The sequence below is a fragment of the Knoellia remsis genome, from assembly GCF_003002895.1.
Taxonomy (GTDB): domain Bacteria; phylum Actinomycetota; class Actinomycetes; order Actinomycetales; family Dermatophilaceae; genus Knoellia; species Knoellia remsis.
This window is the reverse complement of record NZ_PVTI01000015.1, coordinates 1-14,087: the sequence shown is the minus strand read 5'-3', so window position 1 is coordinate 14,087 and position 14,087 is coordinate 1. Positions and strand designations below refer to the sequence as shown.

Genomic DNA, 14,087 nt, shown 5'->3' with positions numbered 1-14,087 from the left:
TCCGTATGCCGGCCGCGCGCCGACGCGGACCGCGCGCCTCGCGCGGCCGGCATACGAGACCACGAACCCCTGACGACCCACAGACACGACTTACAGCAAGAGACACGAGAGAAGGAACCACGTGCTCGACGTCAACTTCTTCGACGAACTGCGTATCGGCCTGGCCACCGCGGAGGACATCCGCGAGTGGAGCCACGGCGAGGTGAAGAAGCCCGAGACCATCAACTACCGCACCCTCAAGCCGGAGAAGGACGGGCTCTTCTGCGAGAAGATCTTCGGCCCGACCCGCGACTGGGAGTGCGCCTGCGGCAAGTACAAGCGCGTCCGCTTCAAGGGCATCATCTGTGAGCGCTGCGGCGTCGAGGTGACCCGTGCGGCGGTGCGTCGTGAGCGGATGGGCCACATCGAGCTCGCCGCCCCCGTCACCCACATCTGGTACTTCAAGGGCGTCCCGTCGCGCCTCGGGTACCTGCTCGACCTCGCGCCGAAGGACCTCGAGAAGGTCATCTACTTCGCGGCCTACATGATCACGAGCGTCGACGAGGAGCAGCGGCACGCCGACCTGCCCTCGCTCGAGGCCCAGATCGGTGCCGAGAAGAAGGAGCTCGAGAACCGTCGCGACGCCGACGTCGAGACCCGCGCCAAGAAGCTCGAGGAGGACATCGCCGCCCTCGAGGCCGAGGGTGCCAAGTCCGACGCGAAGCGCAAGGTGCGCGACTCGGCCGAGCGCGAGATGAACCAGATCCGCAAGCGGGCCGACCAGCAGGTCGAGCGCCTCGAGCAGGTCTGGGACCGCTTCAAGAACCTCAAGGTCCAGGACCTCGAGGGCGACGAGATCCTCTACCGCGAGATGCGGGACCGGTTCGGCCTCTACTTCGAGGGCGGCATGGGTGCCGCGGCGATCCAGAAGCGTCTCGAGACCTTCGACCTCGACGCCGAGGCCGAGGCGCTGCGCGAGATCATCGCGACCGGCAAGGGTCAGAAGAAGACCCGCGCCCTCAAGCGCCTCAAGGTCGTCAACGCCTTCCAGATGACGAGCAACAAGCCGGCCGGCATGGTGCTCGACGCCGTCCCGGTCATCCCGCCGGACCTGCGCCCGATGGTGCAGCTCGACGGTGGCCGGTTCGCGACGTCGGACCTCAACGACCTCTACCGTCGCGTCATCAACCGCAACAACCGCCTCAAGCGACTGCTCGACCTCGGCGCGCCCGAGATCATCGTCAACAACGAGAAGCGGATGCTCCAGGAGGCCGTCGACAGCCTCTTCGACAACGGCCGTCGCGGCCGCCCGGTCACGGGCCCCGGCAACCGTCCGCTGAAGTCGCTGTCCGACATGCTCAAGGGCAAGCAGGGGCGGTTCCGCCAGAACCTGCTCGGCAAGCGCGTCGACTACTCCGGCCGTTCGGTCATCGTCGTCGGCCCGCAGCTCAAGCTGCACCAGTGCGGTCTGCCGAAGCAGATGGCCCTCGAGCTGTTCAAGCCGTTCGTGATGAAGCGCCTCGTCGACCTCGACCACGCGCAGAACATCAAGTCGGCCAAGCGCATGGTCGAGCGTCACCGCTCGGTCGTGTGGGACGTCCTCGAAGAGGTCATCACCGAGCACCCGGTGCTGCTCAACCGCGCACCCACGCTGCACCGCCTCGGCATCCAGGCCTTCGAGCCGCAGCTCGTCGAGGGCAAGGCCATCCAGATCCACCCGCTCGTCTGCACGGCGTTCAACGCCGACTTCGACGGTGACCAGATGGCCGTGCACGTGCCGCTGTCCGCGGAGGCGCAGGCCGAGGCCCGCATCCTCATGCTGTCCTCGAACAACATCCTCAAGCCGGCCGACGGCCGTCCCGTGACCATGCCCACCCAGGACATGATCATCGGCCTCTACCACCTCACCACCGAGGTGGCGGCGGACGAGCCCAAGGGCAAGAAGGCCAAGAAGGACGACTCCGAGGGTGACGGGCTGCGCACGTTCTCGACCGTCGCCGAGGCCCGCATGGCCTTCGACGCGGGCGAGATCAAGCTCGGCACGCCGGCCCGGATTCGCCTCACGCACGTCGTCCCCTCGCCGGGGACCGACCTGCCCGAGGGTGTCGAGGTCGATGACGAGGGCTTCCTCGCCACGTGGACGCCGGAGACGACCCTTGGTCGCGCGCTCTTCAACGAGACGCTCCCGGAGGACTACCCGTACGTCAACGACCAGGTCGACAAGAAGCGCCTGTCGACGATCGTCAACGACCTCGCCGAGCGCTACAGCAAGGTGCAGGTCGCCGCGAGCCTCGACGCGCTCAAGGAGTACGGCTTCCACTGGGCCACCCGCTCCGGCACGACCGTCGCGATCTCGGACGTCGTCACCCCGCCCCGCAAGGGCGAGATCCTCGAGGGCTACGAGGAGAAGGCGACGAAGGTCCAGACGCAGTACGAGCGTGGTCTCATCACCGACGACGAGCGCCGTCAGGAGCTCATCGAGATCTGGACCCAGGCGACGAACGAGGTCGCCAAGGAGATGGAGTCCAACATCCCGGCGACGAACACGATCTTCCGGATGGTCAACTCCGGTGCTCGTGGTAACTGGATGCAGCTGCGCCAGATCGCCGGTATGCGAGGCCTCGTGTCGAACCCGAAGGGCGACATCATCCCGCGACCGATCCGCGCGAACTTCCGCGAGGGTCTGTCCGTCCTCGAGTTCTTCATCTCGACGCACGGCTCCCGCAAGGGTCTGGCTGACACCGCTCTGCGGACGGCCGACTCGGGCTACCTCACGCGTCGCCTCGTCGACGTGTCGCAGGACGTCATCATCCGTGAGGACGACTGCGGCACCGACCGCGGCCTGACGATGCCGATCGCCACGACCGACGAGCGCACCGGCACCCGTGCGGTGCACGACGACGTCGAGACCTCGGTCTACGCCCGCACCCTGGCCGAGGACGTCGTCGTCGACGGCGAGGTCCTCGCGAAGGCCGGTATCGACCTCGGTGACCTCGTCATCGGCGCGCTCTTCGCCGCCGGTGTCGACTCGGTGAAGGTCCGGTCGGTCCTCACCTGCGACAGCAAGGTCGGGACGTGCGCGAAGTGCTACGGCCGTTCGCTCGCGACCGGCAAGCTCGTCGACATCGGCGAGGCCGTCGGCATCATCGCGGCCCAGTCGATCGGTGAGCCCGGTACCCAGCTGACGATGCGGACCTTCCACACCGGTGGTGTGGCCGGTGACGACATCACGCAGGGTCTGCCGCGTGTCGTCGAGCTCTTCGAGGCGCGCACCCCCAAGGGTGTCGCCCCGATCGCCGAGGCCAGTGGCCGGATCACCATCGAGGAGACCGACAAGGCGCGGCGCATCCTGCTCACGCCGGACGACGGCTCCGACGAGCACGCCTACCCGGTGACGAAGCGGGCCCGCCTGCTCGTCAGCGACGGCCAGAGCGTCGAGGTCGGCACCCAGCTGACCCAGGGCTCGATCGACCCCAAGCAGGTGCTCCGCATCCTCGGCCCGCGGGCCGCGCAGAAGCACCTCGTCGACGAGGTCCAGCACGTCTACCGCCAGCAGGGTGTGTCGATCCACGACAAGCACATCGAGGTCATCGTCCGGCAGATGCTGCGCCGGATCACGATCATCGAGTCGGGCAACGCGGACCTGCTCCCGGGCATGCTCGCCGAGCGCGGTCGCTTCGAGGAGGAGAACCGTCGCGTCGTCGCCGAGGGCGGCACCCCGGCCTCGGGTCGTCCCGAGCTGATGGGTATCACCAAGGCGTCGCTCGCGACCGAGTCGTGGCTGTCCGCCGCGTCGTTCCAGGAGACGACCCGCGTCCTCACCGAGGCCGCGATGGAGGGCAAGTCCGACCCGCTGCTCGGCCTCAAGGAGAACGTCATCCTCGGCAAGCTCATCCCCGCGGGGACGGGCCTGACGCGCTACCGCAACATCGCGGTGGAGCCGACCGAAGAGGCCAAGGCGGCGGCATACAGCATGCCGACGTACGACGAGTTCGACTACCCGTCCTTCGGCGGCGGCAGCGGCGAGGCGGTCCGCCTCGACGACAGCGAGCTCGGCCTCGACCGGATCTGACGCTCTGGGCTGAGCCGCCAGAACGACAAGGGCGGGTATGCCGCGTGGTCACCACGCGGCATACCCGCCCTTCGTCGTATCTTGCCCGCGGATGAGAGGCTGGCGGCATGCGTGACGACCTCATCATCCGGCGCGAGCGCGCCGAGGACCATGCCTCCATCGCGGCCGTCATCGACGACGCGTTCCCACGGGTCGAGGGGGCCGCCCGCTCGGTGGAGTCCGGCCTCGTCGACGAGCTGCGCGGGGACGGCGACGTCATCGACGAGCTGAGCTTCGTCGCCGAGCTCGACGGTGAGATCGTCGGTCAGGTGACGTGCTCGCGCGCGACGTTGGGGGAGGCGCCATCGGTCGGTCTCGGGCCGATCGCGGTGCGATCCGACCTACAGCAGCAGGGGATCGGGGCTGCGCTCATGGCCTCGGTCATCGCCTCGGCCGACCAGCGTGGGGACGCCGAGATCGTCCTGCTCGGCGACCCCGAGTACTACGGACACTTCGGCTTTGTCCCCGCGTCCGGGTTGGGGATCGAGTCGCCAGGGCCGTGGGAGGACCGCTACTTCCAGGTCAAGACGCTGCGTGCCTGGCGGCCGGAGCGGGCGGGTGCGTTCCGGTATGCGCCGGCCTTCGAGCGCCTCGAGGATTGATTCGCCGGCCGGCGGCTGCTGGCGGCTGCCGGCCGGCATCCGGCGTTCGGCAAGGGCGGGCACGCTCAGCGAGCCGCACGCCGAGTGACCCTCCTGCGTGCTCTGATCTTGCGTCGTCCTCTGGGCCACCGTGGCCCGAAGGACGACGCAAGATCAGAGCGTCCGAGCCCAGGGCGTCAGCGGCGCCCCAGTGCGCGGCCGCGGATCTCAGGACGGTCGAGCTGGTTGTTGGTCGACCAACGGCCGTTCTTCTTGACCTTCTTCGCCACCGGGTCGGCGTCGGTCAGACCGGCCCACTCGAGCACCTTCTGCGTCGCGAAGGTCCGCTCGGGGGCGGGCAGCTGCGCGATCTTCGCGCCATGGTTGCCGCCATCGACGTAGAACCGGTAGCACTCCCGGCGCTCCGCCGACGCCTCGCGACCGCAGGTGAACGGCTCCGCACTCCACGGGTCGTTGCTGCCGTAGACGTAGAGCATCTCGGTGGAGCGCAGGCGCACCCAGCGGTCGACGTCCGGCATGGCCTTGGTGTCGTCGACGACGGGGCGCAGCGCCGACGGCACGAAGCTCTCGGCCGTGTTGAAACCGGGGTACTTCAGCAGGTCGGCGATCCGGTCCTCGTAGGGCTCGGGCGAGCCCATCTGGTAGGCCGCCTGGTAGTAGTACGGCACGTAGTTCGACAGCGTCTGGTCGGCGTAGAAGCTCATGCCCGCGACGGCATCGAGGTGTTCCCACAGCTGCTCGTTCGTCGCCGTCGCGGCGTCCGGGACGTCGGCGCAGTCGGACTGGAGCGAGTACTGCCAGAACGCGAAGTAGTAGTCGACGACGGCCGCCTCGAAGGCCTGCTCCATCCCGCCGGTGATCGTCCAGGTGAGCTTCTCCTCCTTGGTCAGCTGGGCCAGGCGGTCGAGGAACCACTGCCGGTCGGTGCCGAGCGCGCGCCGCTGCACGGCGGTGAGGGCGTCCCGGCAGGAGGCGTCGTTGCCGACGTTCGCGAGGAACTCGTCGTAGACGTCCTGACCATCCACGACGTCGTTCGGGGCGACGTACGGGATCGTCCCCGAGACGTCCTTGGGGTAGAAGCGACGGTGGTAGGTCGCGGTCATGCCGCCCTTGGAACCGCCGGTCGTGAGCCAGTTCTCGGTGTAGATGCTCTTGAACGCCTCGATGATCCGGTGCTGGTCCGTGGCCGCCTGCCAGATCGTCAGCTCCTCGTCCCAGTCGGGCGTCGTCGGGATCGAGGTGTTGAAGAAGCGGTACTCCATGCTCAGCTGGTTGCCGTCGACGATCTGGGTCGGCTCGCTGCGGCTGGCGCGCGTCGAGAGGCCGTAGCCGCTCGTGTACATCACCATCGGGCGGTCGTCACTCTTGTGCAGCAGGCTGAGGCGCTGCGTGAACGTGCCCTCCTTGGGGTGCCGCTGGTCGCGGTACTGCGTGAAGTCGATGAGGAAGAAGCGATAACCCTCAGGGGCGGTCGCCTCGGTCACCTTGGTGACGCCGGGAACAGCCCGGACGCGGTCGAGGATGTCGGCCTGGGCTGTCACCGGCGCGGCCACCGCGGTCGTGGTGGTGGCAACGGTCGTGCCGGGGACGGGCGCCGCGGTCGCGGTCGGGGAGGAGAAGCCGACGAGGGCTGCCGCGCCGGCGGCGACGGCCGCAGTCACGGCTCGGGAACGGTGTGGTCGAACGAGCATCGATGATCCTTCGAGGTTGGTTGCGGTTCCGCCAACCTAGGACGTCGGGCGCGCGGTCCGCACGGCGGCTCGCTGGCTGGGCGCCCGGTCTGACACGCTGTCCGTATGACGGCGCGCGAGGGGACAGGCAGCCGCGTCCTGCGGTGGCTAGGTCGCCTTGTCGTCGGTGCCGTGGCCCTTGTCCTGTTCGCCTACCTCGCGATGGGGGCGTGGAAGAGCGTGCAGAACTCGCGTGACGCGGACGCAGCGCGGGAGTGGGTCGCCCGGATGGCCGAGGACCCGGCCGCCGCGGTCGAGCGCCGCGACGCCGTCCGACCGGGCCTCGGTGAGCCGGTGGCGTCGTGGACCCAGGTCGTGTGCGAACTGACCTCCCAGGACGCCGGCTGGATGGTCCAGAACTGGGTGCAACGGTGCGAGACCACGGCCGTCGACGCCTATCGTGCCGCTCCCGGCCTCGCCGAACGCGCGAGCGCGACGGCCGAGCGGCTCGACCCGACGCGGGAGAGCGCAGTCGTGCTCGAGGTGCAGGAGTGCAGCGGTGACGCCTGCGCCGACCTCGGGCCGGCGCCGCGGACGCCGTCGTCACGCTGGGCGTTCGGCGCCACCGCCAGCACCGAGCCACGTCCCGCGGGCGCCGCCCTGCCCGATGGCGACCTCGTCGTCGTCACCGCGACCGCGGATCGCGAGGTCATGCCGCTCGGCTGTCACCCCTGGAAGCCGATCTTCTGCGACGAGCCGAGGGATTCCCCGGCCCTGCCCTGACCCCGGCGAGCTCGTCCCGCTCGACCCGAGAAGGCTTCTCGGGTCGAGGTGAGCATTATCGGGTGACCCGATAATGCTGAGGCAGGTGTGACGGGGGACGAAAGCCGAGCACGCGCGATTTGGTGCGCACACGGCATACCGGTATCGTGGAGAACCGTGTCTGGCTAGGACCGGACGACATGTGCTGCGCGCGGGAGCGCGCGGCCGCCCACCTCTTGCCGGGCGCCCCACCCACACCATCGTCGACCACGTCGATGCGGGCTGTGAGCGGGGAGTGCAGGGAAGAGCAACCGGTGCGACACACCCGAGCGCGGGGGTCGAGCCGGTCAGCACAAGGAGTCGCGCGGCACCCGCCGCCGACATCGACCAGACAGAACAGGAACCAGGTTGCCTACCATCAACCAGCTGGTGCGCAAGGGCCGGCAGGACAAGACCACCAAGGTCTCCACTCCTGCGCTCAAGGGCTCCCCGCAGCGCCGTGGCGTGTGCACGCGTGTGTACACCACCACCCCGAAGAAGCCGAACTCCGCGCTGCGCAAGGTCGCGCGCGTCAAGCTGACCTCGGGCATCGAGGTCACCGCGTACATCCCCGGTGAGGGCCACAACCTCCAGGAGCACTCGATCGTGCTCGTCCGTGGCGGTCGTGTGAAGGACCTCCCGGGTGTCCGCTACAAGATCATCCGCGGCTCGCTCGACACCCAGGGTGTCAAGAACCGCAAGCAGGCTCGCAGCCGCTACGGCGCCAAGAAGGAGAAGAAGTAATGCCTCGCAAGGGCCCCGCTCCGAAGCGCCCCCTCGTCGTCGACCCGGTCTACCAGAGCCCGCTCGTCACGCAGCTGGTCAACAAGATCCTCCTCGACGGCAAGAAGTCCATCGCCGAGACGATCGTCTACGGCGCCCTCGAGGGCTGCCGCGAGAAGACCGGCACCGACCCCGTGCAGACCCTCAAGCGCGCGCTCGACAACATCAAGCCGACGCTCGAGGTCAAGTCCCGCCGCGTCGGTGGCGCGACCTACCAGGTCCCGATCGAGGTCAAGCCGAACCGCGCCACGACGCTGTCGCTGCGCTGGCTCGTCGGCTACTCGCGTCAGCGTCGTGAGAAGACGATGACCGAGCGCCTCATGAACGAGATCCTCGACGCGTCCAACGGCCTCGGCGCCGCGGTGAAGCGTCGCGAGGACACCCACAAGATGGCCGAGTCCAACCGGGCCTTCGCGCACTACCGCTGGTGACCTTCCGGTATGCCGGCCGCGCGCCTCGCGCGGCCGGCATACCGACCAGGCTCCTGGCGTTGAACGAACAGCGTTACCCCAGAGCACTATCCGCAACGAGCGAGACGAGATACACGAGTGGCACTCGACGTCCTGACGGACCTCACGAAGGTCCGCAACATCGGCATCATGGCGCACATCGACGCCGGCAAGACGACGACGACGGAGCGCATCCTCTTCTACACCGGTGTCAACCACAAGATCGGTGAGACGCACGACGGTGCGTCGACGACCGACTGGATGGAGCAGGAGAAGGAGCGGGGCATCACCATCACCTCCGCTGCCGTCACCTCCTTCTGGAACGGCACCCAGATCAACATCATCGACACCCCCGGCCACGTCGACTTCACGGTCGAGGTCGAGCGCTCGCTGCGCGTCCTCGACGGCGCCGTCGCCGTCTTCGACGGCAAGGAGGGCGTCGAGCCCCAGTCCGAGACGGTGTGGCGTCAGGCCGACAAGTACGACGTCCCCCGCATCGCGTTCGTCAACAAGATGGACAAGCTCGGCGCGGACTTCTACTTCACCGTCGACACCATCAAGGACCGCCTCGGCGCGGAGCCGCTCGTGCTCCAGCTGCCGATCGGTTCCGAGAACGACTTCATCGGGGTCGTCGACCTCCTCGAGATGCGTGCCCTCGTGTGGCCCGGCGACGCCAAGGGCGACGTGACCATGGGCGCCAAGTACGAGGTCCAGGAGATCCCCGCCGACCTCCAGGCCAAGGCCGAGGAGTACCGCAACGCCCTCGTCGAGCGCGTCGCGGAGTCCGACGACGACCTCATGGAGAAGTACCTCGGTGGCGAGGACCTCACGGTCGCCGAGCTCAAGGCCGGCATCCGCAAGCTCACCGTCAACTCCGAGCTCTACCCGGTGCTGTGCGGCTCCGCGTTCAAGAACCGCGGCGTCCAGCCGATGCTCGACGCGGTCGTCGACTACCTCCCGTCGCCGGTCGACGTGGCCGCCATGGTCGGTCACAAGCCGGGTGACGAGAGCACGGAGATGACCCGTGAGCCGAGCAAGGAGGCCCCGTTCTCCGCGCTCGCGTTCAAGGTGGCCGCGCACCCGTTCTTCGGCACGCTCACCTTCATCCGGGTCTACTCCGGCCGCGTCGCCGCGGGCTCGCAGGTCATCAACACGACCAAGGGCAAGAAGGAGCGCATCGGCAAGCTCTTCCAGATGCACGCCAACAAGGAGAACCCCGTCGAGGAGGCTCTCGCCGGCCACATCTACGCCGCCATCGGTCTGAAGGACACGACGACCGGTGACACGCTGAGCGACCCGAACGAGCAGATCGTGCTCGAGTCGATGACCTTCCCCGAGCCGGTCATCCAGGTGGCCATCGAGCCCAAGACCAAGGGCGACCAGGAGAAGCTGTCGACGGCCATCCAGAAGCTCTCCGCCGAGGACCCGACCTTCCAGGTCCACCTCGACGAGGAGACCGGCCAGACGATCATCGCCGGCATGGGCGAGCTCCACCTCGACATCCTCGTCGACCGCATGAAGCGCGAGTTCAAGGTCGAGGCCAACGTCGGCAAGCCGCAGGTTGCCTACCGCGAGACGATCCGTCGCACCGTGGACAAGTACGACTACACCCACAAGAAGCAGACGGGTGGCTCCGGCCAGTTCGCCAAGATCCAGATCCGTCTCGAGCCGCTCGACACCACCGAGTCCGGTGAGCTGTACGAGTTCGAGAACGCCGTCACCGGTGGTCGCGTCCCGCGCGAGTACATCCCGTCGGTCGACGCCGGTATCCAGGACGCCATGCAGTACGGCGTGCTCGCGGGCTACCCGCTCGTCGGCATCAAGGCGACGCTCCTCGACGGTGCGTACCACGACGTCGACTCGTCCGAGATGGCGTTCAAGATCGCCGGTTCGATGGCGCTCAAGGAGTCGGTCCGCAAGGCCGACCCCGTGCTCCTCGAGCCGATGATGGCCGTCGAGGTCCGTACCCCCGAGGACTACATGGGTGACGTCATCGGCGACATCAACGCGCGCCGTGGGCAGATCCAGTCCATGGAGGACATCAGCGGTGCCAAGGTCGTCCGCGGCCTCGTCCCGCTGTCGGAGATGTTCGGCTACGTCGGCGACCTGCGGTCGAAGACCCAGGGCCGGGCGAACTACTCGATGGAGTTCGACTCCTACGCCGAGGTTCCCAAGTCGGTGGCCGAGGAGATCATCGCCAAGACCCGAGGCGAGTGACCGCTAGACTGGTCGCTGGTCCGGATCTGGTGAGCACACGGCATACCGCCGAAACCCCAGAACAACACCAACCCCCCAAGACGCGCCACGTCCTGCCCGGTCGTACGGCGTAACACCAAGAAGAGTCCTGAGGAGGACATCAAGTGGCGAAGGCAAAGTTCGAGCGGACCAAGCCGCACGTCAACATCGGCACCATTGGTCACATCGACCACGGTAAGACGACGCTGACGGCTGCGATCTCCAAGGTCCTGCACGACAAGTACCCGGACCTGAACCCGCAGTTCGCGTTCGAGGACATCGACAAGGCGCCCGAGGAGAAGCAGCGCGGTATCACCATCTCCATCGCGCACATCGAGTACCAGACCGAGAAGCGTCACTACGCGCACGTCGACTGCCCCGGTCACGCCGACTACGTGAAGAACATGATCACGGGTGCGGCGCAGATGGACGGCGCGATCCTCGTGGTCGCCGCCACCGACGGCCCGATGCCGCAGACGAAGGAGCACGTCCTCCTGGCCCGCCAGGTCGGCGTCCCCTACATCGTCGTGGCGCTCAACAAGGCCGACATGGTCGACGACGAGGAGATCCTCGAGCTCGTCGAGATGGAGGTCCGCGAGCTGCTGTCCGACTACGAGTTCCCCGGTGACGACCTGCCCGTCGTCAAGGTCTCGGCGCTCAAGGCCCTCGAGGGCGACGCCGAGTGGGGCGAGACGGTTCTCGAGCTCATGAACGCCGTCGACGAGTCCATCCCGGAGCCGGAGCGCGAGATCGACAAGCCGTTCCTCATGCCCGTCGAGGACGTCTTCACGATCACCGGTCGTGGCACCGTCGTCACCGGCCGCATCGAGCGCGGTGTCCTCAACGTGAACGAGGACGTCGAGATCGTCGGCATCCACGAGGGCCCGGCGGCGCGCACCACCGTCACCGGCATCGAGATGTTCCGCAAGCTCCTCGACGAGGGTCGCGCGGGCGAGAACGTCGGTCTGCTCCTGCGCGGTACCAAGCGCGAGGACGTCGAGCGCGGTCAGGTCGTCGTCAAGCCCGGCTCGATCACGCCGCACACGAACTTCGACGCGAACGTCTACATCCTCTCCAAGGACGAGGGTGGCCGGCACACGCCGTTCTACGACAACTACCGTCCGCAGTTCTACTTCCGCACCACGGACGTCACCGGCGTCGTCAAGCTGCCCGAGGGCACCGAGATGGTCATGCCCGGCGACAACACCGAGATGTCGGTCGAGCTCATCCAGCCGATCGCCATGGAGGAGGGCCTCAAGTTCGCCATCCGCGAGGGTGGCCGGACCGTCGGCGCCGGCCGCGTCACCAAGATCACCAAGTGATCTGACGCTTCGGTCGCGTCACTGACGCCCCGAGAAGGGCCCCGTCTGCTTCGGCAGGCGGGGCCCTTCCGTATGCCGTGCGCGCGTCGTCGGGGGTATGCCGTCCGCCCGCCTGTGTCGCGGCGGGCGGGTGCGAGGCGACCGTCTGGTCCAATGGGGGCGTGACACCTCGTGGCTGGGCTGACCTCACGCCCGCGCCGGCGACGGACGGGGCATGGATCCGCCCGCTCCTGGGTGAGTTCGGCACGGCCGGTGGTCTCGTCGGCGCCACGTGGGAGGCGTATGCCGTCCTTCCCGATCCCGTGGTGTCGACCGAGCGTGGGTCGGCCGCGAGCGACGATCCGCGCACGCGGCCGCTGGCCGCACTGCGAGAGGTGGTGGCCGGCCTCGATCCGGTCGGGTCCTGTCGCGCGGGGCTGTGGGAGGGCTACGGCGGTCTCTTCGGTCAGGGCGCGGTGTACCTCGATCTCCACGACGGCGGGAGTGGGCCGGTGCCGCGAGTGCTCTCGGTCGAGGTGGAGCAGGCCCCGCGCCTCGAGCTGCCGCATCGCGGGTACGTCCTCTTTGAGGCCGTCCTGGACGACCTCGCTCCGCTGTCCGCCGAACCTCTGTGGTCGATGCCACCGGACCTGTTCTGGCCGGACTCGCAGGGTTGGCTCGTCGGGTCGGACACCGACATCGTCGCGACGGTGGTGGGCGGCGGTCGTGAGCTCGTCGAGCGAGTGCTCGCCGACGTGCCGGGAGCCGAGGCCGTGGAGCCCGGTGACGGGCTCGACCGGTGGGACGAGCGGACTCTCCTCGGGGACGTCTGAGGGCGCGCAGTTCCTGCGCCCTTCGCGCCACCGGCGCAGGTCCGGACCAGGGGCGTCGCCATGGGGGCGCCGCTCGTCAGCTTCTGCGCCGGTCGCGCCACCGGCGCAGACCTGGGTCAGCGCCGCAGATCCGGGCCGAGCCCTGACCTGACAGGTGGGGGACAGGGTCGCCACGGCGTCGCGACAGCGCAGCGCAGCACTGTTTCTTCCATGGCGCCGGCCACCCGGGCGGGCGCGGACGAGAGGAACCACCATGGCCAGGATCACCACCACCTCCGCGCTCGCGGGTGTCGCCGGAGCGACGGCGATCGTCGTCGCCGGCTTCGGCGCCTCCCAGGCGTTCGCGGACTCGAGTACGCCGACGTCGAGCAGCTCGTCGTCCGCGACGCCCAGCACGAGCGGCAGCGGCGCAAGCCCCGGCAAGAGCGCCCCGTCCGCCGACGACGAGCACGGACCCGGCGCACCCGGCGGCCACCACGGCCGTGGTCCCGGGGGCCCGGGCGTGGACGCCGAGGCCCTCGCCGAGAAGCTCGGCCTCGACGAGTCGAAGGTCGAGGCCGCCATCGAGAAGGTGCGCGCGGCGACCAAGCCGGCCACCCCGCCCACCGAGGGCCAGAAGCCGACCGCGGCCGAGCGCGAGGCGCGCCAGACGGCATACGCCACGGCCCTCGCCAAGGAGCTCGACGTCTCCGAGGAGAAGCTGACGACCGCCCTCGACGAGATCAGGGGTGACCGGGAGACCGAGCGCAGGACCGAGCTGAGCGAGCGCCTGGACGAGGCCGTCTCCTCCGGCGACCTGACCGCGGCGGACAAGGCGTCCGTGCTCAAGGCGTTCGACGCCGGCGCCCTCGGCGGCGGGCCGCACTGACCAGGCCGCGCGCGGCATACGGACAAGGAGGCGACGCCCTCGCGGACCACGGACCGCGAGGGCGTCGTCGTGTGCGGGGGAGTGGCGCGCGACGCGCCACGGGCGGGGGTATGCCGCCCGCTCCGGCCTCGATTCATGTTGACTCACGTCAAGATGCCCGCGAGGGGTGAGTCGTTGACTCATCGGTGAATGCCCGCGTGTGTCGGGTGCTTTTGACCTTGGTCTTGTTGAGGTAGGTGGCGTTGGCTTTGCGTCGGGTCGCGACGATGCCTCGGCGTTTGGCGAGCTCGAGCAGGTTGGCTTGGATGAGGTCGATGTCGCGTCGGAGCTGGGCCGGGTTGGCGGTGCTCAGCGCGGCGTGTAGGGCGCGCTCGTCGTGGGGGTCGACCAGGTTGGGGTGGTCGCGTAGGAGGCGGGTCAGCGGGGTCGCGGCGGTGTCGTAGGTCTTGGTGACT

Annotated in this window: 11 protein-coding genes; 9 read left to right on the top strand and 2 right to left on the bottom strand. The window is 68.6% G+C overall.

Features of this window, described 5'->3' with window-relative positions; genetic code table 11:
* Positions 1-121: 121 nt before the first annotated feature.
* On the top strand, positions 122-4,051 hold the full coding sequence (locus BCF74_RS09975; protein WP_106297815.1) for a DNA-directed RNA polymerase subunit beta': 3,930 nt from the start codon (positions 122-124) through the stop codon (positions 4,049-4,051).
* Between the two features lie 107 nt (positions 4,052-4,158).
* Positions 4,159-4,692, top strand: coding sequence for a GNAT family N-acetyltransferase (locus tag BCF74_RS09970; RefSeq protein ID WP_106297814.1), 534 nt, complete (start codon positions 4,159-4,161; stop codon positions 4,690-4,692).
* 176 nt (positions 4,693-4,868) lie between these two features.
* Here the strand turns inward: BCF74_RS09970 and BCF74_RS09965 are convergent, their stop codons facing one another.
* Complete coding sequence (locus tag BCF74_RS09965) at positions 4,869-6,353, bottom strand: S28 family serine protease (RefSeq protein WP_245889296.1); 1,485 nt, start codon at positions 6,351-6,353, stop codon at positions 4,869-4,871.
* Positions 6,354-6,488: 135 nt separating this feature from the next.
* Between BCF74_RS09965 and BCF74_RS09960 the strand changes: the two genes are divergently transcribed.
* The 7 genes from BCF74_RS09960 to BCF74_RS09930 all read left to right on the top strand — a co-directional run bounded on the left by BCF74_RS09960 (position 6,489) and on the right by BCF74_RS09930 (position 13,632).
* Positions 6,489-7,145 carry a hypothetical protein gene (locus BCF74_RS09960; RefSeq protein WP_146132924.1) on the top strand — a complete coding sequence of 219 codons (657 nt, stop codon included), beginning with the start codon at positions 6,489-6,491 and terminating at the stop codon, positions 7,143-7,145.
* Between the two features lie 387 nt (positions 7,146-7,532).
* The gene (rpsL, locus tag BCF74_RS09955; protein ID WP_106297811.1) at positions 7,533-7,907 is read left to right on the top strand and encodes a 30S ribosomal protein S12; all 375 of its coding nucleotides are present in this window, start codon (positions 7,533-7,535) and stop codon (positions 7,905-7,907) included.
* Entirely contained in the window at positions 7,907-8,377 is a 471-nt protein-coding gene (gene rpsG, locus BCF74_RS09950) for a 30S ribosomal protein S7 (protein WP_106297810.1), read from the top strand. The genes rpsL and rpsG overlap by 1 nt, the downstream gene beginning before the upstream one ends.
* A gap of 117 nt (positions 8,378-8,494) precedes the next feature.
* The gene (gene fusA, locus BCF74_RS09945) at positions 8,495-10,612 is read left to right on the top strand and encodes an elongation factor G (protein ID WP_106297809.1); all 2,118 of its coding nucleotides are present in this window, start codon (positions 8,495-8,497) and stop codon (positions 10,610-10,612) included.
* Positions 10,613-10,755: 143 nt separating this feature from the next.
* The gene (gene tuf, locus BCF74_RS09940) at positions 10,756-11,952 is read left to right on the top strand and encodes an elongation factor Tu (RefSeq protein WP_106297808.1); all 1,197 of its coding nucleotides are present in this window, start codon (positions 10,756-10,758) and stop codon (positions 11,950-11,952) included.
* 161 nt (positions 11,953-12,113) lie between these two features.
* Positions 12,114-12,764: a hypothetical protein gene (locus BCF74_RS09935; RefSeq protein WP_106297807.1), complete on the top strand. Its 651-nt coding sequence runs from the start codon at positions 12,114-12,116 to the stop codon at positions 12,762-12,764.
* A 253-nt stretch (positions 12,765-13,017) separates the two neighbouring features.
* Positions 13,018-13,632 carry a hypothetical protein gene (locus tag BCF74_RS09930; protein WP_106297806.1) on the top strand — a complete coding sequence of 205 codons (615 nt, stop codon included), beginning with the start codon at positions 13,018-13,020 and terminating at the stop codon, positions 13,630-13,632.
* Between the two features lie 148 nt (positions 13,633-13,780).
* On the opposite strand, the gene BCF74_RS17335 is transcribed toward BCF74_RS09930, so the two are convergent.
* Positions 13,781-14,087, bottom strand: a 307-nt coding sequence (locus tag BCF74_RS17335) for a hypothetical protein (RefSeq protein ID WP_218279241.1), incomplete at its 5' end; no start/stop codon positions are given.